Source organism: Aeromonas sp. R2-1 (assembly GCF_040908425.1).
GTDB classification, from domain to species: domain Bacteria; phylum Pseudomonadota; class Gammaproteobacteria; order Enterobacterales; family Aeromonadaceae; genus Aeromonas; species Aeromonas caviae.
In genome coordinates this window covers 116,204-142,737 of the sequence record NZ_JBFODR010000042.1, presented here as the reverse complement: position 1 = coordinate 142,737, position 26,534 = coordinate 116,204, and the positions used below count along the sequence as shown (strand labels likewise).

Annotated in this window: 26 protein-coding genes and 2 tRNA genes; 8 read left to right on the top strand and 20 right to left on the bottom strand. The window is 59.5% G+C overall.

The genetic code is table 11. The features are described from left to right. Positions 1 to 310: 310 nt before the first annotated feature. Both yegQ and AB5Y80_RS15890 read left to right on the top strand, forming a co-directional pair. A complete protein-coding gene (gene yegQ, locus AB5Y80_RS15895) occupies positions 311 to 1,675 on the top strand; it encodes a tRNA 5-hydroxyuridine modification protein YegQ (protein ID WP_010675357.1) in 1,365 nt (454 codons plus the stop codon). A gap of 1 nt (position 1,676) precedes the next feature. After that, complete coding sequence (locus AB5Y80_RS15890) at positions 1,677 to 1,925, top strand: YfhL family 4Fe-4S dicluster ferredoxin (protein WP_010675358.1); 249 nt, start codon at positions 1,677 to 1,679, stop codon at positions 1,923 to 1,925. A gap of 204 nt (positions 1,926 to 2,129) precedes the next feature. Here AB5Y80_RS15890 and AB5Y80_RS15885 read toward each other — a convergent pair whose 3' ends face one another. Then, complete coding sequence (locus AB5Y80_RS15885; protein WP_039041125.1) at positions 2,130 to 2,522, bottom strand: DUF1090 domain-containing protein; 393 nt, start codon at positions 2,520 to 2,522, stop codon at positions 2,130 to 2,132. Between the two features lie 160 nt (positions 2,523 to 2,682). On the opposite strand from AB5Y80_RS15885, the gene AB5Y80_RS15880 reads away from it, so the two are divergent. Beyond that, positions 2,683 to 3,036 carry a DsrE/DsrF/TusD sulfur relay family protein gene (locus AB5Y80_RS15880; RefSeq protein ID WP_010675361.1) on the top strand — a complete coding sequence of 118 codons (354 nt, stop codon included), beginning with the start codon at positions 2,683 to 2,685 and terminating at the stop codon, positions 3,034 to 3,036. Positions 3,037 to 3,039: 3 nt separating this feature from the next. Here AB5Y80_RS15880 and AB5Y80_RS15875 read toward each other — a convergent pair whose 3' ends face one another. From AB5Y80_RS15875 to rlmE, 16 genes are all read right to left on the bottom strand, one after another. Next, positions 3,040 to 4,251 (bottom strand): MDR family MFS transporter, encoded by a 1,212-nt coding sequence (locus AB5Y80_RS15875; protein WP_368173171.1) that lies wholly within the window; start codon positions 4,249 to 4,251, stop codon positions 3,040 to 3,042. Between the two features lie 142 nt (positions 4,252 to 4,393). Then, entirely contained in the window at positions 4,394 to 6,532 is a 2,139-nt protein-coding gene (pnp, locus tag AB5Y80_RS15870) for a polyribonucleotide nucleotidyltransferase (RefSeq protein WP_029314766.1), read from the bottom strand. Between the two features lie 180 nt (positions 6,533 to 6,712). After that, positions 6,713 to 6,982 (bottom strand): 30S ribosomal protein S15, encoded by a 270-nt coding sequence (rpsO, locus tag AB5Y80_RS15865; protein WP_010675364.1) that lies wholly within the window; start codon positions 6,980 to 6,982, stop codon positions 6,713 to 6,715. A 135-nt stretch (positions 6,983 to 7,117) separates the two neighbouring features. After that, entirely contained in the window at positions 7,118 to 8,068 is a 951-nt protein-coding gene (gene truB / locus AB5Y80_RS15860; protein WP_041215670.1) for a tRNA pseudouridine(55) synthase TruB, read from the bottom strand. A 1-nt stretch (position 8,069) separates the two neighbouring features. Then, the gene (gene rbfA, locus AB5Y80_RS15855; protein WP_010675366.1) at positions 8,070 to 8,504 is read right to left on the bottom strand and encodes a 30S ribosome-binding factor RbfA; all 435 of its coding nucleotides are present in this window, start codon (positions 8,502 to 8,504) and stop codon (positions 8,070 to 8,072) included. A gap of 55 nt (positions 8,505 to 8,559) precedes the next feature. After that, the gene (gene infB / locus AB5Y80_RS15850; RefSeq protein WP_043153231.1) at positions 8,560 to 11,262 is read right to left on the bottom strand and encodes a translation initiation factor IF-2; all 2,703 of its coding nucleotides are present in this window, start codon (positions 11,260 to 11,262) and stop codon (positions 8,560 to 8,562) included. Positions 11,263 to 11,282: 20 nt separating this feature from the next. Next, a complete protein-coding gene (gene nusA / locus AB5Y80_RS15845; RefSeq protein ID WP_039040286.1) occupies positions 11,283 to 12,785 on the bottom strand; it encodes a transcription termination factor NusA in 1,503 nt (500 codons plus the stop codon). A gap of 14 nt (positions 12,786 to 12,799) precedes the next feature. Next, on the bottom strand, positions 12,800 to 13,258 hold the full coding sequence (gene rimP / locus AB5Y80_RS15840; RefSeq protein WP_048207078.1) for a ribosome maturation factor RimP: 459 nt from the start codon (positions 13,256 to 13,258) through the stop codon (positions 12,800 to 12,802). Positions 13,259 to 13,424: 166 nt separating this feature from the next. Continuing rightward, a tRNA-Met gene (locus AB5Y80_RS15835) sits at positions 13,425 to 13,501 on the bottom strand. Between the two features lie 91 nt (positions 13,502 to 13,592). After that, positions 13,593 to 13,677: transfer RNA gene (locus tag AB5Y80_RS15830), tRNA-Leu, on the bottom strand. Positions 13,678 to 13,684: 7 nt separating this feature from the next. After that, positions 13,685 to 14,011: a preprotein translocase subunit SecG gene (gene secG / locus AB5Y80_RS15825; RefSeq protein WP_010633113.1), complete on the bottom strand. Its 327-nt coding sequence runs from the start codon at positions 14,009 to 14,011 to the stop codon at positions 13,685 to 13,687. Continuing rightward, positions 14,012 to 14,776: a triose-phosphate isomerase gene (gene tpiA, locus AB5Y80_RS15820; protein WP_048207072.1), complete on the bottom strand. Its 765-nt coding sequence runs from the start codon at positions 14,774 to 14,776 to the stop codon at positions 14,012 to 14,014. A 131-nt stretch (positions 14,777 to 14,907) separates the two neighbouring features. After that, on the bottom strand, positions 14,908 to 16,242 hold the full coding sequence (gene glmM, locus AB5Y80_RS15815) for a phosphoglucosamine mutase (RefSeq protein WP_039040289.1): 1,335 nt from the start codon (positions 16,240 to 16,242) through the stop codon (positions 14,908 to 14,910). Between the two features lie 18 nt (positions 16,243 to 16,260). After that, positions 16,261 to 17,106: a dihydropteroate synthase gene (folP, locus tag AB5Y80_RS15810; protein WP_253584482.1), complete on the bottom strand. Its 846-nt coding sequence runs from the start codon at positions 17,104 to 17,106 to the stop codon at positions 16,261 to 16,263. An 84-nt stretch (positions 17,107 to 17,190) separates the two neighbouring features. Continuing rightward, the gene (gene ftsH / locus AB5Y80_RS15805) at positions 17,191 to 19,143 is read right to left on the bottom strand and encodes an ATP-dependent zinc metalloprotease FtsH (protein WP_042865085.1); all 1,953 of its coding nucleotides are present in this window, start codon (positions 19,141 to 19,143) and stop codon (positions 17,191 to 17,193) included. A 45-nt stretch (positions 19,144 to 19,188) separates the two neighbouring features. Continuing rightward, a complete protein-coding gene (gene rlmE / locus AB5Y80_RS15800) occupies positions 19,189 to 19,818 on the bottom strand; it encodes a 23S rRNA (uridine(2552)-2'-O)-methyltransferase RlmE (protein ID WP_010675375.1) in 630 nt (209 codons plus the stop codon). Between the two features lie 97 nt (positions 19,819 to 19,915). Between rlmE and yhbY the strand changes: the two genes are divergently transcribed. Then, the gene (gene yhbY, locus AB5Y80_RS15795) at positions 19,916 to 20,212 is read left to right on the top strand and encodes a ribosome assembly RNA-binding protein YhbY (RefSeq protein ID WP_010675376.1); all 297 of its coding nucleotides are present in this window, start codon (positions 19,916 to 19,918) and stop codon (positions 20,210 to 20,212) included. Between the two features lie 105 nt (positions 20,213 to 20,317). Next, on the top strand, positions 20,318 to 20,911 hold the full coding sequence (locus AB5Y80_RS15790) for a PilZ domain-containing protein (protein WP_103259668.1): 594 nt from the start codon (positions 20,318 to 20,320) through the stop codon (positions 20,909 to 20,911). 47 nt (positions 20,912 to 20,958) lie between these two features. Here the strand turns inward: AB5Y80_RS15790 and greA are convergent, their stop codons facing one another. The 3 genes from greA to pomA all read right to left on the bottom strand — a co-directional run bounded on the left by greA (position 20,959) and on the right by pomA (position 23,243). After that, a complete protein-coding gene (gene greA / locus AB5Y80_RS15785) occupies positions 20,959 to 21,435 on the bottom strand; it encodes a transcription elongation factor GreA (RefSeq protein WP_010675378.1) in 477 nt (158 codons plus the stop codon). A 145-nt stretch (positions 21,436 to 21,580) separates the two neighbouring features. Then, a complete protein-coding gene (locus tag AB5Y80_RS15780) occupies positions 21,581 to 22,474 on the bottom strand; it encodes a flagellar motor protein MotB (protein ID WP_042878323.1) in 894 nt (297 codons plus the stop codon). A gap of 10 nt (positions 22,475 to 22,484) precedes the next feature. Beyond that, positions 22,485 to 23,243, bottom strand: a complete 759-nt coding sequence (gene pomA / locus AB5Y80_RS15775) for a flagellar motor protein PomA (RefSeq protein WP_029314770.1) — start codon at positions 23,241 to 23,243, stop codon at positions 22,485 to 22,487. A 234-nt stretch (positions 23,244 to 23,477) separates the two neighbouring features. On the opposite strand from pomA, the gene xseB reads away from it, so the two are divergent. From xseB to dxs, 3 genes are read left to right on the top strand one after another with little or no spacing between them, the layout of a single operon-like run. Continuing rightward, a complete protein-coding gene (xseB, locus tag AB5Y80_RS15770) occupies positions 23,478 to 23,729 on the top strand; it encodes an exodeoxyribonuclease VII small subunit (protein WP_010675381.1) in 252 nt (83 codons plus the stop codon). Further along, positions 23,730 to 24,620 (top strand): (2E,6E)-farnesyl diphosphate synthase, encoded by an 891-nt coding sequence (gene ispA / locus AB5Y80_RS15765; RefSeq protein WP_368173170.1) that lies wholly within the window; start codon positions 23,730 to 23,732, stop codon positions 24,618 to 24,620. 21 nt (positions 24,621 to 24,641) lie between these two features. Then, positions 24,642 to 26,507 (top strand): 1-deoxy-D-xylulose-5-phosphate synthase, encoded by a 1,866-nt coding sequence (gene dxs, locus AB5Y80_RS15760; protein WP_323880015.1) that lies wholly within the window; start codon positions 24,642 to 24,644, stop codon positions 26,505 to 26,507. The last annotated feature ends 27 nt before the right edge of the window (positions 26,508 to 26,534 follow it).

Sequence of the window (26,534 nt, the reverse complement as noted above, 5' to 3'; positions counted from 1 at the left end):
TGGTCTTTTTCGCCGAAAAGATCCATTTCACTGCCAACTCGGGGGCATCTTTCACCCCTTGCACTCTAGCAACCCCAGTCTGAGCGTAAAATGAACATGACGCAGGTATGCCAGGGTCGTCCCAAATTGCATGACGAGGCGGTCACGAGTACAATCTCGCACCCCGTATATCCGGAGTATTGAGTCACCTCCTGCTCCGATGTACCCCCATCGGATGGCCGTGCGTCGAAGACGGTCGCGCCACCGATGAACCCACACGACGCCATCAGGTGGCGCCGTCCTGATTTGCAATCAGATAAAAGAGTCCAACATGTTCAGACCAGAATTGCTCTCCCCTGCCGGGACCCTCAAGAACATGCGCTACGCCTATGCCTATGGCGCAGACGCCGTCTATGCGGGCCAGCCGCGCTACAGCCTGCGGGTACGCAACAACGAATTCGATCACGAGAATCTGCAGCTCGGCATCAACGAGGCCCATGCCCTCGGCAAGCAGTTCTATGTGGTGGCCAACATCCAGCCCCACAACTCCAAGCTCAAGACCTTCATCCGCGACATGCGCCCCGTGGTGGATATGAAGCCGGATGCACTCATCATGTCCGATCCCGGCCTCATCATGATGATGCGCGAAGCCTTCCCCGACATGCCTATCCACCTCTCGGTGCAGGCCAATGCGGTCAACTGGGCCACGGTGAAGTTCTGGCATCAGATGGGCCTGACCCGTGCCATCCTCTCCCGCGAGCTGTCTCTCGACGAGATCGAGGAGATCCGCATGCAGGTGCCGGAGATGGAGCTGGAAGTCTTCGTCCACGGGGCGCTGTGCATGGCCTACTCCGGCCGCTGCCTGCTCTCCGGCTACATCAACAAGCGTGACCCCAATCAGGGTACCTGCACCAACTCCTGCCGCTGGGAGTACAAGGTGCACGAGGGCAAGGAAGATGACGTGGGCCAGATCGTCCACCGCCAGGAGCCCATCGCCGTGCAAAAGGTGGATCCGACCCTGGGCGCAGGCAAGCCGACCGATGCCCTGGTGCTGCTGGAGGAGTCCAACCGCCCGGGCGAGTTCATGACTGCGTTTGAAGACGAGCACGGCACCTACATCATGAACTCCAAGGATCTGCGCGCTGTCGAGCACGTCGAGCGCCTGACCAAAATGGGCGTTCATTCCCTGAAAATCGAAGGCCGTACCAAGTCCTTCTACTATTGCGCCCGTACCGCCCAGGTCTATCGCAAGGCCATCGACGATGCGGTGGCTGGCCGTCCGTTCGATCCGACCCTGATGGGCACCCTCGAGAACCTGGCCCACCGCGGCTACACCGAGGGCTTCCTGCGCCGTCACAACCACAGCGAATACCAGAACTACGACTACGGTTACTCCGTCTCCGACACCCAGCAGTTCGTCGGCGAGATCACCGGTCGCAACGGTGACATGGTCGAAGTCGAGGTGAAGAACAAGTTCCTGCTGGGCAACAGCCTGGAGCTGATGACCCCCCAAGGCAACCTCAGCTTCAACCTGGAGCAGATGCAGAACCGCAAGGGCGAGCTCATCGACACCGCACCGGGTAACGGCCACGTGGTCTACGTGCCGGTTCCCAAGGAGATCGACGTGAATTACGGCATCCTGCTGCGCAATCTCGGCGAGCGAGAGGATACCCGTCAACCTCACTCGGCGGCCTGAGATGGCACTGCTCATCACCGACAAGTGCATCAACTGTGACATGTGCGATCCGGAGTGTCCGAACCAGGCCATCACCCTGGGGAGCAAGATCTACGAGATAGACCCGGATCGCTGCACCGAATGCGTCGGCCACTATGAGAAGCCGACCTGCATCAGCGTCTGCCCCATCGATTGCATCATCTGGGATCCCGCCCATGTGGAGACCGAAGATCAGCTGATGGAAAAATTCGTGCGGATGCACAGGCAGTAGCTGTAGCACCTGCACCTGCATCAGCGTCTGCGCCCCATGGACGGCATCCTCCGGGATCCCGTCCATAGGGTGGAAACCGAAGATCAGCTGATGGAGAAATTCGTGCGGATGCACAGGCAGTCAGCGTCTGACACTCGCGGGCGCATTATCCAGAAATAGAAAAAGCCGGGCATGCCCGGCTTTTTCTATTGCGCTGCCCTTCCCTCAGGGTTTGACCAGTTTTTGCAGCGCCTCGAGTTCGCGCTGGGCTTCCAGCAACTCGGCCTGGGACTCCTCCAGCTTGGACTGCTTCTTGGCAATCTTGTCCGGCTTGCCCGATACCCGTGCGCTCTGCAACTCGGCCAGCCGCTCTTCCACTTCTTCCCTCTGCTTGACCACCTTGCGTTGCTGCTCCTCAAGGAGCCCGGCATCGGTACAATGGGCCTCCAGGTTGCGCAGTGCCCGCTCAAGGCCGGCTACCTGCTCCTGGTTGTTGTGCGCCCTGGCGAACGCAAGCTGATCCGTCACGGCCTGCTGTCTGGCCTTGCAGCCGATGTTTTCACTACCATAGGCTTGTCCGGCCAACAACAATAAGCCTATTCCGGCGATCTTCCACATAACAACCTCTTTGCTCTGTCATACTGGATGGCCGTCCATGAGACCTGACTCCCTGTGTGAGGTCAAGACACACGGGGCCGGGCTACGACAGAGTGTGCTCTGCATCATGCCGGGCCGCTTTCGCCGAGGCTACAATGGCCCTTTCAATCAGGAGAGCCACATGACCCAACACATTCTCATCATTGCCAACGGCGCCCCCTATGGCAGCGAGTCCCTGTTCAATGCCCTGCGCCTCGGCATCGCCCTCAAAGAGGAGGGAAAGGTAGACCTCAACCTCTTCCTGATGTCGGATGCCGTCACTGCTGCTCTGGCCGGGCAGGCTCCGGCCGAGGGCTACAACCTGCGCCAGATGCTGGAGATACTGCTGGCTCAGGGCACCCGGATCCGGCTTTGCAAGAGCTGCACCGATGCGCGCGGCATCACCCCGCTACCCCTTGTCGAGGGCATAGAGATAGGCACCCTCCCCTTGCTTGCCCAATGGACTCTGGCCGCCGACAAGGTGCTGACCTTCTAGCCGTCAGGGCCCGGCCCGGACCAGCGCAGGGCGCGAGGTCCGGGTACTCAGACCATAGAGCATCAGGATCACCAGGCAGAGCAGCGCCATCAGGGCGTAAAGCCAGCTCCCGCCCCAGTGGGCCAGCACCCAGCCTCCCAGCAAGGCCCCCATGGCCACCCCGAGTCCGGAGATGGAGGCCGCCCCGAAATAGCTCCCCTTCAAATGACCAGGCGCCATCTGATCGATCAGCACATTGAGCAAGGGGAAGAGGATGCACTCCCCGACGCTCAAGAGGATCACCGCCACTATCCAGTGCCACCAGATGGCGGTATCCCCCAGCGCAAACTGCAACTGGGCGCCGAGAAAGAGCGCCACCCCGAGTTGCAGCTTGCGCCGCGTGGACCAGCGGGCAGTCAGGTGCAGCAGGGGGAACTGCAGCATCACTATGGTCAGCGCATTGGTCGTCACCAGCCAGCCGACGAGCCGCTCCACCTCCGGCGTCCCCGCGCGGGTCAGATACTGGATGAGGGGCGACTCGAACTGGGCGTAGACCAGCATCAGCAGCAGATTGGCCATGATCAGCAGCAGAAACCCCCTGTCCTGCCAGAGCACCCGCAGCACAGCCCGCATGCCGGGCCCGGCCGCCTGGCTGGTGTGGCAACCCGCCAGCCTGAACCCGATGACAAAGACCATGCCAAGCAGCAGATAGCTGGCACTGAGCAACAGGAAGGTCTCCTGACGCGCGCTCAGGCCATAGGTGACGCCGAGCAGAGGACCGATGGCCGCCCCCAGGTTGAGCAGGAAATAACGCAGGTGCAGCGCCAGCTCACGGGCTTTGGGCTCGGCCAGATTGTCGGCCATCAGTGCCTTGCCCGGTGCGTCGATGAGCCCGTAGGAGAGTCCGCTGCCGATCACCCCGAGTGCCAGCCAGCCCACCTGGTGGGAGAGGCCGAGCAGGGCCACGCTGGCGGCGGAAACCAGGCAGCCGAACAGCAGGATGTTGCGCCGCCCCCATTTGTCCGAGAGCCAGCCGCCATAGAAGCTGACGAGAGTGGAAAGCGCCGCCGTGGCCCCCAGGATGGCGCCTATCAGGGTCGCCGAAAGTCCGTAGTCACGGTAGAGCAGGATGGAGAGAAAGGGCCAGACCATGAAGAAGGTGGTACGCACCATGAAAGTGCCCAGGATGACGATCCAGACCAGGGAAGGAAACTGCCTGAGGTAGGCCCATGACATGCTGCAATTCCTTTTGCCAACGAAGCGGGGTCGTCCCTTATATCAAGGGGCACCAAAAGGAACAAGGAGACAATCTGCACCATGCCGGGCGGCAGGCACAAAAAAGCCGACCCAAGGGTCGGCTCTTTCACATACGGCAGCCTTATTCGGCAGCCGGCTCCTCGACGGCAACGGCAGCAGGAGCAGCAGCCGCTTCGGTCGGTGCGTTCGCTTCCTTGATGGAGAGACGCACACGGCCCTGACGGTCCACTTCCAGTACCTTCACCTTCACCACGTCGCCGATTTTCAGGAAGTCGGCCACGTTCTGCACGCGGGCATCGGTGATCTGGGAGATATGCACCAGACCGTCTTTACCCGGCAGGATGTTGACGAAGGCGCCGAAGTCAGCCAGGCGCACGACCTTGCCTTCGTAGATGCGGTTCACTTCGATCTCGGCGGTGATGGCCTCGATGCGACGGATCGCTTCCATGGCGGCTTCGTTGGCCACAGCGGAGATGCGAACGGTACCGTCATCATCCAGCTCGATGTTGGTGCCGGTCTCTTCGGTCAGTGCACGGATCACGGAACCACCCTTGCCGATCACGTCCTTGATCTTCTCAGGATTGATCTTGATGGTGTGGATGCGCGGGGCGAAATCGGAGATCTGAGCACGGGGAGCCTGGATAGCTTCGTCCATCACTTTCAGGATGTGCAGACGAGCGCCACGAGCTTGCTTCAGCGCAATCTCCATGATCTCTTTGGTGATGCCTTCGATCTTGATGTCCATCTGCAGCGCGGTCACACCTTCGCTGGTACCGGCTACCTTGAAGTCCATGTCGCCCAGGTGATCTTCGTCACCCAGGATGTCGGACAGCACGACGAAACCTTCTTCTTCCTTCACCAGACCCATGGCGATACCGGCAACGGAGGCCTTGATCGGCACACCGGCATCCATCAGCGCCAGGGAGGAACCACAGACAGACGCCATGGAGGAGGAGCCGTTGGATTCGGTGATTTCAGAGACCACGCGCACCACGTACGGGAACTCGGCGGCGCTCGGCATCACGGCAGCAACGCCGCGCTTGGCCAGACGGCCGTGACCGATTTCACGACGCTTCGGGCTGCCCATCATGCCGGTCTCGCCGACGCAGTAGGGCGGGAAGTTGTAGTGCAGCATGAAGCGATCGGCGCGGTTGCCGGTCAGCTCGTCGATGTTCTGGGCGTCACGCTCGGTACCCAGAGTGGCCACCACGATGGCCTGGGTTTCACCACGGGTGAACAGGGCAGAACCGTGGGCACGGGGCAGGATGCCGGTACCGACGGAGAGGGCGCGGATCATTTCCGGATCGCGACCGTCGATACGCGGCTCACCACGTACTACGCGACCACGGACGATGCGGCTCTCCAGGCTGTGGAACTCTTCGCCGATCTTCTTGGCATCTTCTTCCACGCCGGATGCGATGACTTGCTCGACCACGCGGCCCTTGATGGCAGCGATGGTTTCGTAGCGAACAGCCTTCTCGGTGATACGGTAGGCTTCACCCAGCTCAGCTGTGGCCAGTTCGGCAACTTTGGCTTTCAGCGCTTCGTTGACGGCAGGCGGGGTCCAGTCCCAGGGCTTGGTACCGACGTCGGCAGCGAATTCATTGATGGCGTTGATCACGGTCTGCATCTGCTCGTGACCGTAGACCACGGCGCCCAGCATCACCTCCTCGGAGAGGATGGCCGCTTCGGACTCCACCATCAGCACCGCATTGGCAGTACCGGCAACCACCAGATCCAGATCGCTCTGGGGCAGTTCGGTGGTGGTCGGGTTCAGCACGTACTGGCCGTTCATGTAACCCACGCGGGCTGCACCGATCGGGCCGCCGAACGGGATGCCGGAGATGGCCAGGGCCGCGGAGGCACCGATCATGGCAACGATGTCGGGAGAAACGGCCGGGTTCACGGACATGACGGTGGCAACCACCTGAACCTCATTGAGGAAGCCTTCCGGGAACAGCGGACGGATGGGACGGTCGATCAGACGGGAGATGAGGGTCTCACCCTCGCTCGGACGGCCTTCACGACGGAAGAAACCACCCGGGATACGACCAGCAGCATAGGTACGCTCCTGATAGTTGACGGTCAGCGGGAAGAAATCACGGCCGTGATCGGCCTCTTTCTTGCCAACGACAGTCACGAAGACACAGGTATCGTCCATGCTGACCATGACGGCCGCAGTGGCTTGACGGGCCATCACACCAGTTTCCAGTGTGACGGTGTGTTGACCGTACTGGAATGACTTTACAATAGGATTCACGTGAATTTCCTTTTAACAATTTGGCGCTTTAAATTCGCGTGCAAGTATACTTGATTCGCATCAAAAGGTAAGCGCGGACGTCAATTCTGTGAGGCAGGCAACGGCCTGCATCCTGTTTGAAACGGGCAATAAAAAAGGGGAACCTCGCGGTTCCCCTTTTTTGCGAAATCTGATGGTCGATTAACGACGCAGACCCAGCTTGGCGATCAGAGCAGCGTAACGCTGAACGTCTTTACGCTTCAGGTAGTCCAGCAGCTTACGACGCTGGGAAACCATGCGCAGCAGACCGCGACGACCGTGGTGATCCTTGGCGTGCTCCTTGAAGTGACCTTGCAGATGGTTGATCTGGGCAGTCAGCAGGGCAACTTGCACTTCGGGGGAACCGGTGTCGTTGGCGCCACGAGCGTTGTCGGCAACGATTTGAGCTTTGATCTCAGCATTTAGAGACATGGTATTACTCCAGTAGAGTGTTTAAAGGTTCACAGCCAATCTCTAATTCAGCCGTGAAATGAGGGCGGTATCATAATCGTCCCCGCCCCTTTTCGCAACGGGAAAGACGCGTGACAGACCGATACCGCCTGAGGATCACTCCTCGTCGTGGTAGCGAACCAGACGCTTGGGCGCCACGCGCCCCTCGTCATCGATCTCGCCAACCCCGATGAATTCGCGCTCCGGGCCAACCGTCATGCGGACCTGGCCGCTTTGGGGGCTACCTGCCACCTGCACGGCCTGACCCTGGTTCACATAGGCGGCCACGGCGACCAGCATGTTCACCTCGGGCAGAGAGGCCACGGCGGTGTCCATCGGCAGCAGCAGGGGATCCAGCTGCTCCCGTGGCGGAATGCTTTCGGCCTTGGCCTGCTCGAAGATACACTCGAGCTGCTCCAGGGTCAGCATCCGCTCGTAGGGGTAGCTGGCCACCTGGGTGCGACGCAGCTGGGTGACGTGAGCGCCACAGCCCAGCACTTCCCCCAGATCGTCCACCAGGGAGCGGATATAGGTACCCTTGCTGCAATGCACTTCCAGCTTCACCTCGTTCCCCTCGAAGCCGAGCAGCTTGAGTTCGAAGATGGTGATGGGACGGGCTTCCCGCTCGATCTCGATCCCTTCACGGGCATATTCGTAGAGCGGGCGGCCGTTGTGCTTGAGGGCGGAGTACATGGACGGCACCTGCATGATGGGGCCGCGGAACTGGTCCAGCGCCTCGATCAGGGTACCCACGGCCACGTTCACCGGGCGGGTGGAGACCACCTCGCCGTCGGAGTCGCTGGTATTGGTGCGCTCGCCCAGCTTGGCGGTCACCTCATAGCGCTTGTCCGCTTCCAGCAGATACTGGGAGAACTTGGTGGCCTCCCCGAGGCAGATCGGCAACATGCCGGTGGCCAGGGGGTCCAGGGCGCCGGTATGGCCAGCCTTGGCGGCGTTGTAGATCCGCTTGACCTTCTGCAACACATCGTTGGAAGTCAGGCCGGTCGGTTTGTCCAGCAGCAGGATGCCGTGTACGTCACGGCCTTTGAAACGACGTCTACGAGACATCTCAGGCGTTATCCTCAGTCGTGTCATCCGGTGCGGATTGCTCTTCGTCACGACCGGCTTCAGTCATGCGACGCTTGTCTTCACGCACAGTGTTGGTCACCAGGTTGGAGAGGCGCATCCCCTCGACCAGGGTCTGATCGTAGTAGAAACGCAGCTCGGGCACCACCCGCAGACGCATGGCGCTGCCCAGCAGGCTGCGGATGTAACCGGCAGCCTCGGTCAGGCCCTTGAGCCCTTCCTTGATGCGCTCGGCGTCATTCTCCAGTTGCAAGAAGGTGACATAAACCTTGGCATAGTTGAGGTCCTTGGAGACCTCCACGTCGGAGACGGTCACCATGCCGATGCGCGGGTCTTTCACCTCGCGCTGCAGGATCAGCGCGATTTCACGCTGGATCTGCTGCCCGACCCGACGGGTCCGGCTGAATTCTCTGGCCATATTCTATCCTGCGATAAAAGGGGGCCGCGGCCCCCTATTTTGTCTAACGCTCGGCTTACAGAGTCCGCTGGATTTCAACGGTCTCGTACACCTCGATCTGGTCGCCTTCACGCACGTCGTTGTAGTTCTTGACCGCGATACCACACTCGTAGCCGTTGCGAACTTCGTTGACGTCATCCTTGAAGCGGCGCAGGGATTCCAGCTCGCCTTCATAGATAACCACGTTGTCACGCAGAACGCGAATGCGGTTGGAACGCTTGACCACACCTTCGGTAACCATACAGCCGGCAACGGCGCCGAACTTCGGCGACTTGAAGACGCTGCGCACTTCAGCCAGACCGATGATCTCCTGACGATACTCAGGAGCCAGCTTGCCGCTCATGGCCTGCTTCACTTCGTCGATCAGGTCATAGATGACGGAGTAGTAACGCAGATCCAGGCTCTCGGATTCGATGACCTTGCGCGCAGAAGCGTCGGCACGGACGTTGAAGCCCACCAGGATGGCGCTGGAAGCCGCGGCCAGGGTCGCGTCGGTTTCGGTGATGCCACCTACGCCGGAACCCACGATCTTCACCTTCACTTCGTCGGTGGAGAGTTTGACCAGCGCATCGCAGATCGCTTCCACAGAGCCTTGTACATCGGCCTTGATCACCACGTTCACTTCGGACACTTCGCCCTCGGTCATGTTGGCAAACATGTTTTCCAGCTTGGCCTTCTGCTGGCGAGCCAGCTTGACTTCGCGGAACTTGCCCTGACGGTAGAGCGCCACTTCACGGGCTTTCTTCTCGTCACGCACGACCGTGGCTTCGTCACCGGCAGAGGGAACACCGGACAGACCCAGAATTTCCACTGGCAGAGAGGGACCTGCTTCCTTGATCTCGCGACCCAGTTCGTCACGCATGGCGCGCACCCGGCCGTATTCGAGACCGCACAGCACGATGTCGCCCTGACGCAGAGTACCTTCCTGTACCAGCACGGTGGCAACCGGACCACGACCTTTATCCAGGAAGGATTCGATCACGACGCCGTTGGCCATGCCGTCAACCACGGCTTTCAGCTCCAGGACTTCGGCCTGGATCAGGATGGCTTCCAGCAGGTCGTCGATGCCTTCGCCAGACTTGGCGGAGACGTGCACGAACTGGCAATCGCCACCCCAGTCTTCGGACATGACGTTGTAACGGGCCAGCTCGGTCTTGACGCGATCCGGATCCGCTTCAGGCTTGTCGATCTTGTTCACCGCAACAACCAGCGGCACACCGGCCGCCTTGGCGTGCTGGATAGCTTCGATGGTTTGCGGCATCACGCCGTCGTCAGCTGCAACAACCAGCACCACGATGTCGGTCGCCTTGGCACCGCGAGCACGCATGGAGGTAAACGCCGCGTGACCCGGGGTATCCAGGAAGGTGATCATCCCGCTGTCGGTCTGTACGTGGTACGCACCGATGTGCTGGGTAATGCCACCGGCTTCGCCCGCGGCGACCTTGGCTTTACGGATATAGTCCAGCAGCGAGGTCTTGCCGTGGTCGACGTGACCCATGATGGTCACGACCGGCGCACGCGGCTTGGCTTCGGAGGTCTCGTCACGATCGCTAAGTACCGCCTCTTCCAGCTCGTTCTCACGGCGCAGCACTACCTTGTGACCCATCTCCTCGGCGACCAGCTGAGCGGTCTCCTGGTCGATCACCTGGTTGATGGTGGCCATGGCACCCATCTTCATCATCACCTTGATGACTTCAACGCCCTTGACGGCCATCTTGTTGGCGAGCTCCGCCACTGTGATGGTCTCGCCGATGACGACGTCACGGTTGACCACGGCAGCCGGCTTGTTGAAGCCGTGTTTCATGGCGTTCGGCATGGCCATCTTGCCACGCTTGCCTTTGCGGGCACGGGGATCGCGGGAGTTGCGGTCATTGCGGTCGTCTTCGCGACGGCCGACTTTCTTCGGCGCCTTGGCAGCGGCAGCCGTGCGACGGCTGGTCTCTTCCTTACGATCCAACTCATCTTCGGCCGCTTGCGCGTGCTTGTTGGTGGTCAGATGGTAATCGCTGCTCTCTTTGGCGCGAGCCGCTTCTTCTTCAGCCCAGCGGGCCGCATTCTGTTCCGCCATGATGCGAGCCTCTTCGGCTTTCTTCGCGGCGAGTTCTTCAGCTTTTTGCAAAGCTGTCTGTTCCTGTTGGCGCTTCAGTTCTTCTGCTTCGCGCTTGGCCATCTTTTCTGCCTCTTGCTGAGCTGTGCTACCGGCTGCTTTGGCGGGCTGTTGAGCCTGTCGAGCCTTCTGTTGTGCCTCGATCCGCGCCTTTTCCTCAGCTTCACGACGAGCCTGCTCAGCCTCACGGCGAGCCTTCTCTTCAGCGTCGAGGCGGGCCTTCTCTTCGGCCTCGCGACGAGCTTTTTCTTCTGCTTCCAAACGCGCTGTTTCCTCGGCTTCCGCCTGGCGCTGTTCATCTTCCAGCGCCGAGCGTCTTACATAGGTGCGAGACTTGCGCACTTCTACCTGCACTTCCTTGTTCTTGCCACCAGTCCCCTGAACACTCAGAGTGCTCTTGGTCTTGCGCTGCAAGGTCATGCGAGCAGGTGCGGTGACCTCGTCACCTCCATGCTGTTTCTTCAGATGTGCCAGCAGAGTCTGTTTCTCAGACTCGCTGACCATGTCGTCGGCCTTGCTCTTCACGATGCCGGCATCGACAAACTGCTGGAGAAGACGATCAACCGGCGTGTCGATGTCAGTGGCAAGTTGCTTAACTGATACTTCTGCCATTCATTTTCCTCCGTTTGACCTTATTCAGACTGCTCTTCTCCGAACCAACAGATATTGCGAGCAGCCATAATGAGCTCACCAGCCTTCTCGGCGGTCAACTCTTCGATGTCGGCAAGGTCATCGATACCTTGCTCTGCCAAATCTTCCAGGGTGCCGACACCGCGAGCGGCCAGGGCATAGGCCATTTCACGGCCGAGGCCGGAGAGATTGAGCAGTTCTTCGGAAGGCTCGACGCCTTCAAAGGATTCTTCTTTGGCCAGGGCCTTGGTGGTCAGGGCATCCTTGGCACGCTTGCGCAGCTCTTCGACCATGTCTTCATCCAGACCGTCGATGGCCAGCAGCTCGTTGACCGGGACGAAGGCAATCTCTTCCAGGGTGGAGAAGCCCTCTTCCATCAGCAGGCCGGCGAAATCGTCGTCGATATCGAGGGTGCTGGTGAACAGCGTCAGGATGCGGTCGTTCTCGGCCTGGTGCTTGGCACGCATGTCCTCGACGGTCATCACGTTCAGTTCCCAACCGGTCAGCTGGGAGGCCAGACGCACGTTCTGACCGTTGCGGCCGATGGCCTGGGCCAGGTTGGCTGCTTCCACGGCGATGTCCATGGTGTGGTTGTCTTCATCGACGATGATGGAGGCCACATCGGCTGGCGCCATGGCGTTGATCACGTATTGGGCCGGGTTGTCATCGTACAGCACGATGTCGGCACGCTCACCGCTCAGCTCGGCGGAGACGGCCTGAACGCGGGCACCACGCATGCCGATACAGGCACCGATCGGGTCAATACGACGATCGTTGGTCTTCACCGCGATCTTGGCGCGGGAACCCGGATCACGGGCGGCGCCCATGATTTCGATCATCTCTTCGCCGATTTCCGGCACTTCGATGCGGAACAGCTCTTTCAGGAAGTCCGGGCTGGAGCGGCTGACGAACAGCTGGGAACCACGGGCTTCCGGACGCACGGCGTAGAGCAGGCCACGGATACGGTCGCCGGGACGGAAGGTCTCACGGGGCAGCATGTCGTCACGGAAGATCACGGCTTCGGCATTGCTGCCCAGATCCAGGATCACGTTGTCGCGGTTGCTCTTCTTGACCACGCCGCTGATGATGGTGCCTTCCTTGTCCTTGAACTGGTCAACGACCTGGGAACGCTCGGCCTCGCGCACTTTCTGCACGATGACCTGCTTGGCGGTCTGGGTGGTGATACGGTCGAAGGTCACAGAGTCAATCTGGTCTTCAACATAGTCGCCGATCTGGATATCCGGCTGCTCGATCTGAGCGGCTTCGAGAGTGATTTCCCCGTACGGGTTCTCCATGGAAGCCTGATCGGCTACCACGACCCAACGGCGATAGGTGTCGTAGTCACCGGTCTTGCGATCGATCTCGACACGCACTTCAATCTCGCCTTCGTATTTTTTCTTGGTCGCAGTCGCCAGCGCAGTCTCCAGAGCCTGGAAAATCTTCTCGCGGGGGACAGCCTTCTCGTTGGACACAGCGTCAACGACCAGCAAAATCTCTTTATTCATATCCGATAGCCTCGTTAACCAAAGTTCGGCACTATGTTCGCTTTTTGGATATTGGTGAAAGCCAACACCTCGTCCTTACCATCTACCGTCAGAGTGATCATGTCCCCCTGCACGGTTTTGATTACGCCTTTGAACTTGCGGCGGTTGTTTGTTGCCATCCGAAGCGTTACCGCCGCCTCCTGGCCAACGTATTTTTCGAACTGGGCGACCTTGAACAGTGGACGATCCAGACCCGGGGAAGACACCTCAAGGTAGTACTCCTCGGTGATGGGATCTTCGACATCCATGATGGCGCCGACCTGGCGGCTCACCTCGGCACAGTCTTCCACCGTCACGCCTTGCTCCGAGTCGATGAAAACGCGCAAGGTCGAGTGCTTACCCGCACGGATAAACTCGATACCCCACAGTTCAAAACCCAAGGCAACGACCGGAGCCTCGAGCAGATCGGTCAAACGTTGTTCCAACGTAGCCAAAGTCACCCTCCGAAAAACGAAAAAAGGGCATATAGCCCAGATAGAAATAGATTCAGAGTAAATTGCACATAACAAAAAGCCCCGATGTCAAATCGGGGCTTGGCGCTTTACCCTGATTGTCGCCTCGCAGCGACCGCCTTCCTGAGCGTAGGAAATGCGTGAAATTTGGTTGCGGGGGCCGGATTTGAACCGACGACCTTCGGGTTATGAGCCCGACGAGCTACCATGCTGCTCCACCCCGCGTCCGAAATCGTGCGAGATTATAGCCACTTCACTCTCGTGAGACAAGACTCAGCGGCTATAACATCCCGGTTACCCGGGTTCACTGCTTAATTGGTGCCGTGGGCGGGACTCGAACCCGCACACCCTAGAGCACTACCCCCTCAAGATAGCGTGTCTACCAATTCCACCACCACGGCAAAACTCTTATTCGGGAACGTCAGTATCTTTCTTCACTGGCGCTTTGCTCTGCTCAACTTGTTGAGTCTGTTGCAGATTTTCCCATTCACTACCCTGTTTGACCTTGTTGCTGGACATGGAACCCAGAACCAGACTAATCAAGAAAAACAGAGTAGCCAAAATCGCTGTTGTGCGGGTCAGGAAACTGCCTGAACCACCGGAGCCGAACACAGTATTCGATGCCCCTGCGCCGAAGGAGGCGCCCATATCAGCCCCTTTACCTTGCTGAATCATCACCAGACCAATCAGAGCCAGCGATACCAGCAGATAAACGACCAAAAGAATCTCGTACATTTAACTTGCACCCTTTGCCGCTTCAACTATTCCTAAAAACGCCTCGCCATCAAGACTTGCCCTGCCTATCAGACCGCCATCAATATCGGACTGCGCAAACAAATCTTGTGCATTGGCCGGTGTCACGCTCCCACCATAGATGATTCTGACTTTCTCACCTATTACCGGAGTATCCTCCGCCAAGCGACCGCGAATAAAGGAATGAACCTCTTGTGCCTGCTCGGGTGTGGCGCATTTACCTGTACCTACAGCCCAGATTGGCTCGTAGGCGATGATAGCATTATCGAAAGCCATCGCGCCATTTTTCTCTATGACGATGTCCAGTTCCTCGGCAATCACCTCGAAGGTTCTTCTTGCCTGCCTCGCTGCTCCTGACTCACCCAGACAAAGTATGGGTATCAGACCTGCTGCTCTGACTGCCGCAAACTTCTCTGCGACGATAAAACTGGTCTCACCAAAGAGACGCCTGCGCTCGGAGTGGCCAACAAGTACATATCGGCAACCTGCCTCGACCAGCATCTCACACGAGATTTCACCCGTATAAGCGCCTTGTCTGTGCTGGCTCACGTTCTGAGCCCCCAGCTTCACTCTTCCCTGCTCACCGAGCAGTTCGGCCGTGAAACCGAGATGCACATGGGATGGACACAAGACCACATCTACGTCTTCATCAATGCGCTCTGTGCACTGACTCGTAAACTGCTCTAACTGCGACCTACTACCGTGTAACTTCCAGTTGGCTGCTACAAACGGCTTGCGATGTCCCATCGGCAACTCCCTTGCGAAAGCGGGGCTGATAATATCCAGAGGATGCTCAGCTGACAAGTGCTATTTTCAAATTTTCGAATCGTTTGAACAAGATACAACCAAGGCGACTAAAAAGCCGCCTTGGTTGTTCATTAAAACGCCGACTCGACCTGTTTGGCGATGCGCTCTGCCATATCGCGCACCTGCTGTTCGTGTTCACCTTCGACCATGACCCGGATCAGGGGCTCGGTGCCGGATTTGCGCAACAGCACCCGGCCACGGCCGGCCAGTTCCTGCTCCACTGCCGCCACTTCCTGCTGAACGGCACTGGAGGTCAGCGGATCCTTGCCTTCGGCGAAGCGCACATTGACCAGCACTTGCGGGAACTTGCTCATGCCCGAACGCAATTTGGCCAGCGGCATCTCGGCACTGCGCATGGCCGTCAGCACCTGCAGGGCGGCGACGATACCATCCCCCGTGGTGGTCTGATCCAGGCAGATGATGTGACCGGAGTTTTCGCCCCCGATGCGCCAGCCCTTCTCGTTCATCATCTCAAGCACGTAGCGGTCACCCACCTTGGCACGGGCAAAGGGGATGCCCAGGGTCTGAAGTGCCAGCTCCAGCCCCATGTTGGCCATCAGGGTGCCCACAACACCGCCCTTGAGGCGGCCATGGCGCAAGGCATCCCGGGCGATGATGTAAAGAATCTCATCCCCGTCGATGATGTAACCTGTGCTGTCCACCATCACCAGACGGTCGCCGTCACCGTCGAAGGCGACGCCGAGATCGGCCTTGCATTCCTGGACCTTGGCGGCCAGCGCCTCCGGTGCGGTGGAACCGACGCCGTCATTGATGTTGAGCCCATCCGGGCTGCAGCCGATGGCGATGACTTCGGCACCCAGCTCGCGGAAGACGGAAGGGGCGATATGGTAGGTGGCACCATGACCGCAATCCACCACCATTTTCAGCCCTTCCAGGCTCAGATTGGAGGGGAAGGTGCTCTTGCAGAATTCGATGTAGCGACCAGCCGCATCATCGATGCGCTGCGCCTTGCCAAGCTCCGCGGACTCCACGCACTTGAGTTCGTTGTCGAGCTCGGCTTCGATGGCCAGCTCGACATCATCGGGCAGCTTGGTGCCGTCGGCGGAGAAGAACTTGATGCCGTTGTCGTAATAGGGGTTGTGGGATGCACTGATGACGATGCCGGCTTCGGCACGGAAGGTGCGAGTCAGGTAGGCAACTGCCGGGGTGGGCATGGGTCCCATCAGTATGGCCTTGAGACCGGCGGCGGAGAGCCCCGCCTCCAGTGCCGACTCCAGCATGTAACCGGAGATACGGGTATCCTTGCCGATCAGCACCTTCTTGGTCCCTTTCTTGGAGAGCACCTTGCCGGCGGCCCAGCCGAGTTTCATGACGAAATCCGGGGTGATCGGGTATTCACCCACCTTGCCGCGCACGCCGTCGGTGCCGAAGTACTTTCTGGTCATTGTCTGTTTCTCGTTTTTCTATTTGGATATGAAATCTTGTCCCGTCATGGTCATCCAGCCTGTACGCAAGACATCCATGGTGGCCCGCACGTCGTGCACCCGGATGATCCTGGCGCCATGTTGCAACCCGATCAGGGCACAGGCCAGACTACCAGCCAACCGCTCGGCTACCGGGCGGTCAAGCAGGTTGCCTATCATAGACTTTCGTGACATGCCCACCAAGAGCGGAAGTTGGTAATCGAGCAGTGACGCCTGCTGTGCCAGCAGCTGATAGTTGTGCGCCAGCGTCTTGCCAAAGCCATAGCCTGGATCCAGTACCAGATGCTCACGCGGGATACCAGCCCCCAGACAAGCGGCAATCCGCTCGTCAAAGAAGGCTCTCACCTCCCCCAGCAAATCGTCATAGTGCGGCTCCACCTGCATGGTACGGGGCTGCCCCTGCATGTGCATGAGGCATACCGGTACGCCAGCCTCGGCCGCCGCGCCCAGCGCTCCCGGCTCTTGCAGAGCGCGGACATCATTGATGAGGTGACCACCTGCAGCACAACCCTCCCGCATGACAATCGCCTTGGAGGTATCGAGGGAGATCATCACATCCAGCTCGGCGACCATGCGCTCCACCACGGGGATGACCCTGTCCAGCTCCTCCTGCTCGCTCACGTCGGGGGCGCCCGGGCGGGTCGACTCGCCACCTATATCGATAAGGGTGGCCCCATCGGCCACCATGTCGCGGGCATGACCCAACGCCAGATCGATCTGCTTGAAGCGGCCACCATCTGAAAAGGAGTCCGGCGTCACATTGAGAATGCCCATGACATGGGGACGGTCGAGAGAAAGGGTACGTCCCTTACTGATTAACTGCATTGCTTCAACTACCTCCAACAAGAGCGGCAAACTCTTCGTGCAAAGAAAAACCCCGGGCAAGCCCGGGGTTTGTATCATGGCAACTTATTTGGCCGGGACATCGTTCGCCTTGTCGATGTCGCTCAGAGGTGCATTGCCCTCTTCAGCCGGCGCCTTGGCCTCCGGCCCGTTGTTCACGCTGGCACCACCTTGCGGGGTGTCACCGTGCTCATCATGCCAGTTGCTGGGAGCACGCACTTCGCGACGCGCCATCAGATCATCGATCTGCTTGGCATCGATGGTTTCGTACTTCATCAGCGCATCTTTCATTGTGTGCAGCACATCCATGTTGTCCAGCAGGATCTGCTTGGCACGATCGTAGTTGCGATCAATGACCTGCTTGACCTCGGCATCGATGATGCGGGCGGTATCGTCAGACATGTGCTTGGCCTTGGCCATGCTGCGGCCGAGGAAGACTTCACCGTCCTCTTCTGCGTAAAGCATGGGGCCGAGACGCTCGGACATGCCCCACTGGGTGACCATCTTGCGGGCAATGTCGGTCGCACGTTCGATGTCGTTGGATGCACCGGTCGACACCTTCTCGGCACCGTAGATCAACTCTTCCGCCAGACGACCACCATACAGGCTGGAGATCATGGACTCCAGATGCTGCTTGGAGTGGCTCCAGCGGTCCTGCTCCGGCAAGTACATGGTCACACCCAGCGCACGACCGCGCGGAATGATGGAGACCTTGTAGACAGGATCATGATCCGGCACCACGCGACCAATAATGGCGTGACCTGCTTCGTGATAGGCCGTCATCTCCTTCTCGGACTCTTTCATCACCATGGAGCGACGTTCCGCCCCCATCATGATCTTGTCCTTCGCCTTTTCGAACTCCAGCATGGAGACCACTCGGCGGCTCTCGCGAGCAGAGAAGAGGGCAGCCTCGTTCACCAGGTTGGCCAGATCGGCACCGGAGAAACCAGGGGTACCACGGGCAATCAGCGCCGGATTGACGTCATCCGCCAGCGGTACCTTGCGCATATGCACTTTCAGGATCTGCTCACGACCGCGAACATCCGGCAAGCCGACCACGACCTGGCGGTCGAAACGACCCGGACGCAGCAGCGCAGGATCCAGTACGTCGGGACGGTTGGTGGCGGCGATGACGATGATGCCTTCGTTGCCTTCGAAACCATCCATTTCAACCAGCATCTGGTTCAGGGTCTGCTCACGTTCGTCGTGACCACCACCCAGACCGGCGCCACGCTGGCGACCGACCGCATCGATCTCATCAATGAAGATGATGCAGGGGGAGGATTTCTTGGCCTGTTCGAACATGTCACGCACCCGGGAGGCACCGACACCCACGAACATTTCCACGAAGTCCGAACCTGAAATGGTGAAGAACGGCACCTTGGCCTCGCCTGCAATGGCTTTGGCCAGCAGGGTCTTACCGGTACCAGGAGGACCTACCAGCAGGACGCCGGTCGGGATCTTGCCACCCAGCTTCTGGAATTTGGTCGGGTCACGCAGATAGTCGACCAGCTCCTTGACCTCTTCCTTTGCCTCGTCACAACCGGCTACGTCGGCGAAGGTAGTCTTGATCTGATCTTCGCTCATCAGGCGAGCCTTGCTCTTGCCGAACGACATGGCACCCTTGCCGCCACCGCCCTGCATCTGACGCATGAAGAAGACCCAGACACCGATCAACAACAGCATCGGGAACCAGGAGATGAAGATGGACGTGATCAGGGACGGTTCTTCCGGCTTCTCACCCATCACCTTGACGTTATGGTTGAGCATGTCGTTGAGCAGTTGGGGATCCGGCGCAGGAATGATGGTGGTGAAACGTTCACCGGTGCGCTTGACGCCATTGATGACCTTGCCATCCATCCGCACTTCACGGATCTGCTCCTGGGTCACTTCTTTCACGAAGCTGGAATAGTCCAGCTGGCGACTGGTGGTATCGCTGGGGCTGAAGCTATTGAACACCGACATCAGCACGACGGCGATGACCAGCCACAGGATTAGGTTTTTCGCCATGTCACTCAAATCAATGACCTCGCAGACTGACAGTTAACGATGAGGGTTAGGGTACTACAGTTTAAAACCGGTAGCCACAATGTAGACTTCTCGTGAACGGGCACGGGACGAGTCTGGTTTTCGAATCTTGACGACAGAGAAAAGTCTACGTATTTCATTGAGATAGGCATCAAACCCCTCCCCCTGGAACACCTTGACTACAAAACTGCCATTACTGCTCAGGACCTGATTGCACATGTCCAGCGCCAGTTCCACCAGGTACATGGCACGGGCCTGATCCACCTGCTGGGTCCCGCTCATGTTGGGCGCCATGTCCGACATGACGACATCCACCTTGTCGGGGCCGACTCGCTCCAGCAAGGCGCCGAGTACAGTTTCCTCCCGAAAGTCCCCTTGCAGGAAATCGACACCGGCAATGGAATCCATCGGCAAAATATCGCACGCAATGACGCGCCCCTTGTCACCAACCTGGTCGATGGCAAATTGGGACCAGCCACCGGGAGCAGCCCCCAGGTCCACTACCGTCATCCCCGGCTTGAGCAGCCGGTCTTTGCCCTGGATCTCATCGATCTTGAAAACGGCGCGAGAGCGCAGTCCCAACTTCTGGGCTTTCTTGACGTATTGGTCGTCGAAATGTTCTTTTAACCAGCGGGTTGAACTGGGGGAACGTTTTTTCTGGGTCATGATTGTCGACTTTAAAAAACCACAAGGGTTATTAGTATTAAGGGCTAAGTGGGGGTAGAATACGCCCCTTTCAACCCTGACTTATGAAGAAATTGCCATGATTCTCAACAATAAACAGAAACAGTATCTCAAGGGCCTGGCCCACAGTCTGAAGCCGGTCGTCCTGCTGGGACAACACGGTCTGACCGAAGGGGTGCTGGCCGAGATCGATCTGGCCCTGAACCACCATGAGCTGATCAAGGTTAAGGTTGCGTCTGAAGATCGTGAGATGAAACAGCTGGTGATGGATGCCATCGTTCGCGAGACCGGCGCCATCAAGGTACAGAGCATGGGCCATGTACTGACCATCTACCGTCAGGCCAAAGAGCCCAAGATCCAGTTGCCGCGCAAGTAACAGGAAAGAGCATTCGCTCTTTCCTTCATTTCCCTTCTTCCCAAGTCGCTTGCCAAAATAGTGGTCAGGCCCTTAACCTGCGATGAATAGTCGCGGACACCCACTATGGACAAGCATCAGCTCCTCACCGATGAAGAACTGGCCATGCTGCGGGACCTGGGAAACGATGAAGACATTGCCACCAGCCAATACCTGCGCGGCACCCTGCCCCTTCCTCTCCAAAGCCTGTTGCAGCGAGCCAAGCCTCTGACACTCGAAGCCCGCATCGCCGGCTACCAATTGCGTTTCCCGCTCCACTGCACCCAGGCAGAGGAGGGCCACACCGAGCTGCGCATCGCCGCGCCGACCATTACCGAGCTGGGTTCGCCCCATCTGCGCGCCTGGCGACTCGACGAAAAGGCCGTGCTCTGCACCGAAGACGCGGAGTACGAGGTATACAGCCTCTCCCTTGGCGGTCTCATCGTGGCCGGCTTGCCGGACTCCTCTGCCAAGGGAGATCCACTTGGCGGATACCTTCGCATCGAGGATCTCCCTCCCCTGGCCATGACAGGCACCCTCATCAGGCACGTGGATGCCAATCAACATCACCATGACTGGGCCGTCCAGTTCCGACTGGGCAAGGAGGATCAGGAACAATTGCGGGACTGGCTCTTCCAGCGCCACCAGGACGCCTTCGTCCAGGCCTATCAGGGTGACTAAAGACAACAGGGGAGCCCGGCTCCCCTGTCTCTTTCCCCGCCGTTCAATCAGAGATAGGCAACTTCCAGGATCTCGTACTCCACATCGCCACCCGGCGTCTTGACGATGGCAACGTCATCCACTTCCTTGCCGATCAGGGCGCGGGCAATGGGGGAGTTCACGGAGATCATGTTCTGCTTGATGTCTGCCTCGTCGTCTCCCACGATGCGGTAGACCACTTCCTCTTCCGTTTCACTTTTGAGCAGGGTCACAGTTGCGCCGAAGATGACGCGGCCATTGTTGGCAATCTTGGTGACATCGATAATCTGGGCATTGGAGAGCTTGCCTTCGATTTCCTGAATGCGGCCTTCACAGAAACCCTGCTGCTCGCGGGCGGCATGGTATTCGGCATTTTCTTTCAGATCGCCATGTTCACGGGCATCAGCAATCGCTTCGATAATCTGGGGACGCAGCTCGGTCTTGAGATAATCGAGCTCTTGACGCAGCTTTTCAGCGCCGCGAACAGTCATCGGAGTATGATTCATAGTCGAAACCTGGGTTGCTTTATAAAGAGAAGCTGCGGCAATCAAAAGAGAGCCGCAGCTGTCGGTTCGGATGGGGCATCTTAATATGAAGCCGCCACAAAATCCATGTCAGCCCCTGCGAGCGGGATCCCGCTTTGGGCCAGCGTTACTTGGATTCCGAGACGCCAAGCGGAGCCGACACCGTCGGTTTGCCCTGCATGATGGCGATCTCGACACGTCGGTTCATGCGCCGATTCTCCGGGCTGTTGTTGGGCACCAGCGGCTGGGAATCCGCCATCCCTTGCACCACCAGACGATTGCCGTCAAAACCGGGCACCTTGATCATCTGGTGGGCAACCGCCACCGCCCGCTGGGATGAAAGCTCCCAGTTGGACTGGAACAACTCGTCCTCGGTGGCCACATTGTCGGTGTGGCCGGAGACGGTGATCTCCCCCGGCACATCCTTGAGCAGTGCAGCCACCTTGCGGATCACCGGCCAGAACTGGGGTTGCAGGAAGGCGGATCCCGCCGGGAACGCCGCTTTCTCGCGAATGCGAATGATGATCTGCTGGCCCAGCGCCTCTATCTCGATGGCCCCATCCTGGATCTGGGCCTGCATCTGCTCCGCCAGAGCCTTGGCTAGAGTGTTGGACTGTTCCTGCGCCTTCTGGGCTTCCTGGGCGGTATCGCCACCGCTCTGCTGGCCTTCGGTCTTGTCATGTCCACCCGCCTTGTCCGCATCCCCAGGCTGGAAATCCAGCTCGGTCTGGGTCATGTCGATGGTCTGCTGCATGATGGTGTCAATAGGCGTCGGCTCGGGGCGACCAGGACGAAACTCTTGGGCGATGACGGAGGTTCCCTTGGGGATATCCTTGACCTCCAGGATGTTCTGCACCCCGAACGCCTTCTCCATGGAACCGGCGATCTGCTTGAACTTCTGCACATCCATCTCGGCAAAGGAGAGCAAGAGCACGAAGAAGCACATCAGCAGGGACATGAGATCCGCGAAGGTTCCCATGTAACCGGGCAATCCGGGAGGCGGGCACTTGCACTTTGCCATCTGCGCGCTCCTATTCGGTCCCGTTGTTGCGTTTGGACTGATTCAGGTAGTTCTGCAACATGGCCTGGATCACCCTCGGGTTCTGTCCATCCTGGATCCCCATGATGGCGTCGAGGATCAGGGTGCGACTCAACTGTTCCTCGCCGCTGCGCAGTTCCAGCTTGTCCGCGATGGGGATGGCAATCATGTTGGCCTCGATGGCGCCATACAGGGTCGTCAGCAAGGCCACCGCCATGGCCGGACCGATGGATTTGGGGTCGCTCATGTTGGCCAGCATGGCCACCAACCCCACCAGGGTACCGATCATGCCCATGGCCGGACCGAGATCCCCCAGGGAGCGGAACACCTTGATGGCCGTGGCGTGACGCTCGGACGTCAGTTCGATGTCCTTCTCCATCACCGCACGCACCACGTCGGCATCATGGCCGTCCACCAGCATGTCGATGCCCTTCTTCATGAAGGTATTGGGGATCTCCGCCGCCTCCAGGGCCAGAAAGCCCCCCTTGCGGGCCGCATCCGCCAGTTCCACCGCCTTGGTGATGAGATCGTCGAGCTTGTCCCCCTTGTACATGAAGGCCTTGCCCGCGACCTTGAAGGCCATCAGAAACTGACCGAGGTTGAACTTCATCATGCAGATGAACACGGACCCCAGTATGGTGATGTAGACCGATGGCATGTCCACATACATGCTCATGGGGCCGCCCAGCAACATGCCGTACACCACGACCCCGAACCCCAGCACTAAGCCTATCAGACTCCCTAAATCCACATCCCTACTCCTGTCGCCGAACGTGCCGTCTCATTATATTGCGTTGAATTTTCTGCTATTGCGTCCCCGGCAGCAAGCCCGGTACACCGCAATCGCCGATCGGCAATGCGTGGTTGCATGCCCGTTCTTATCGGCCAGGGTCAGGATAGTTTGAGGACGCCGCGTTTTTCTGCCTCCCCCCTGTGGCCGGTCGATGTTAAGATGAGCCGTTTTTTTCAATCCCCGAGGATGGACATGGCCAGTAAAAAAATCGACCGTCTGAGTTTTGATGCCACCCTGGAAGAGCTGGAAACCATAGTGCATCAACTCGAACAGGGCTCGCTCCCCCTCGAGGAGGCACTCAAACAATTCGAACAGGGCATCCATCTGGTGCGCGCCGGCCAGCAGAAGCTGGAACAGGCCGAGCAGAAGATCCAGATCCTCCTGACCCAGGCCGATGGCAGCGAGCAAGCGGTCCCCTTTCGAGCAGAACAAGGAGAGGAGTGAGTGACCCTGGACGATTTCTCCCGCCTGCATCGGCGCCGCATCGACGACTGCCTCTCGGCACAGCTTGACGCCCTGCCCACCATGGCGCCACGCCTGCGGGACGCGATGAAATACGGCCTGCTGCTCGGCGGAAAGCGGGTGCGCCCCTTCCTGGTCTATGCCGTCGGCGAGATGCTGGGCGTCAAGAGCGAACTGCTGGATGGCCCCGCCGCCGCCGTGGAGTGCATTCACGCATACTCCCTCCTGCACGACGACTTGCCCGCCATGGACGACGACGACCTGCGTCGTGGTCAGCCCACCGTACACAAGGCCTTCGATGAAGGCACAGCCATCCTGGCGGGCGATGCCCTGCAGACCCTGGCGTTTTCCATTCTGGCCGACCACCCCATGCCCGATACATTGATGGCCAACCGGGTGCGGATGCTGAGTGCCCTGGCTCGCGCGTCCGGCTATCTCGGCATGTGTGGCGGTCAGGCACTGGATCTGGACGCCGAAGGGCGCCGGATCAGCCTCGCCGAGCTGGAGCAGGTGCACCGCCACAAGACCGGGGCCCTCATCGAGTGCGCCGTGACCCTCGGCGCCCTGTGCAAGGCTGACGTGGAACCCGCCACCCTCACCGCCCTGCAAACCTATGCCGCCGCCATCGGACTCGCCTTCCAGGTGCAGGACGACATCCTCGACATCACGGGCGATACTGCCACCCTGGGCAAGCCGCAAGGCTCGGATCTGGCGCTGGAAAAGAGTACCTATCCGGCCCTGCTCGGACTCGACAATGCCCGTGAGCTGGCTCGCGAACTGCATGACAAGGCCTTAACAGCCCTGCAATCCTTGCCCTACAATACCGACATTCTGGAAGCGTTTGCCGATTACATCATCGAGCGAACCCACTAAACGCTGGATAACAGTAACAATATGAGCGTTGATATTAGCGATTTCCCCAACCTGGCCCTCGCAGACACGCCGGTCGATTTGCGATCCCTCCCCTTCGAGCGGCTGCCCGTGGTGTGCAACGAGCTGCGCGAGTATCTGCTGCGCTCGGTGAGCCGCTCCAGCGGCCACTTCGCCTCCGGCCTTGGCACCGTCGAGCTGACGGTCGCCCTGCACTATGTCTACAACACCCCCTTCGATCGGCTGGTGTGGGACGTGGGCCACCAGGCCTATCCCCACAAGATCCTGACCGGACGACGGGAGCGCATTCACACCATTCGCCAGAAAGATGGCCTGCACCCCTTCCCCTGGCGGGAAGAGAGCGAGTACGACGTGCTCAGCGTGGGTCACTCCAGCACCTCCATCGGGGCGGCGCTCGGCATGGCGGTGGCGGCCGAGAGTGAAGGGCTTGGCCGCAAGGTGGTCGCGGTTATCGGTGACGGCGCCATCACCGCCGGCATGGCCTTCGAGGCCCTCAATCACGCCGGCGACGTCCACAAGGACATGCTGGTGGTGCTCAACGACAACGAGATGTCCATCTCCGAGAACGTGGGGGCCCTGAACAATCACCTCGCCAGGCTGATGTCCGGCAAGCTCTACACCACCATTCGCGAGGGGGGCAAGAAGGTGCTGGCGGGGCTGCCGCCGGTCAAGGAGCTCGCCAAGCGGGCCGAGGAGCACCTCAAGGGCATGGTGGTTCCTGGCACCCTGTTCGAGGAGTTCGGCTTCAACTACATCGGCCCCATCGACGGTCACGACATCCATGCCCTGGTCGAAACCCTGCGCAACATGCGCAATCTCAAGGGTCCCCAGCTGCTGCACGTCAAGACCAAGAAGGGCAAGGGCTACGAGCCAGCGGAAAAAGATCCCATTGGCTATCACGCCGTCCCCAAATTCAACCCGGATGACTGTGCCCTGCCCAAGAGCGCCGGTGGCAAACCCACCTTCTCCGCCATCTTCGGTCAGTGGCTGTGCGACATCGCCGCCAAGGACGAGCGCGTGGTCGGCATCACCCCCGCCATGCGCGAAGGCTCCGGTCTGGTGAAATTCAGCCAGCAATATCCGGATCGCTACTTCGACGTGGCCATCGCCGAGCAACATGCGGTCACCTTCGCCGCCGGTCTCGCCATCGCCGACCAGAAACCCGTGGTCGCCATCTATTCGAGCTTCCTGCAGCGGGCCTATGACCAGCTTATCCACGACGTGGCGCTGCAGAACCTGCCGGTGCTCTTCGCCATCGACCGGGCCGGTCTGGTGGGGGCCGACGGCCCGACCCATCAGGGGGCGTTCGACATCAGCTTCCTGCGCACCGTGCCCAACATGGTGGTAATGACCCCGTCCGACGAGAACGAGTGCCGCCAGATGCTCTACACCGGCTATCTGTGCAACGGGCCAGCGGCGGTGCGCTACCCTCGTGGCAGCGGCACCGGTATCCAGGCCGAGAGCGAGATGCAGGCCCTGCCCCTCGGCAAGGGACGTGTCGTTCGTGAGGGCAAGGGGACCGCCATCCTGGCGTTCGGCACCCTGCTGCAACAGGCCAGAACAGCCGCCGAGGCGCTGGATGCTACCCTGGTGGACATGCGCTTCGTCAAACCCATGGACGAGGCGCTGGTGCTCTCTCTGGCCGCCTCCCACGATCAGTTCGTCACCCTCGAGGACAACGCCGTCATGGGCGGTGCAGGCTCTGCGGTGAACGAGCTGCTGATGGGCTGCAAGCAGTGCAAACCGGTGCTCAACCTCGGCCTGCCGGACCGCTTCATCGAGCAGGGCACCCAGGATGAGATCTACGCCCTGCTGGGGCTGGACAGCGTGGGCATTCAGACCCGCATCGAGAGCTGGCTGCAGGCCTGACAAGGGTTATCGCAAGCAACAAAAAAG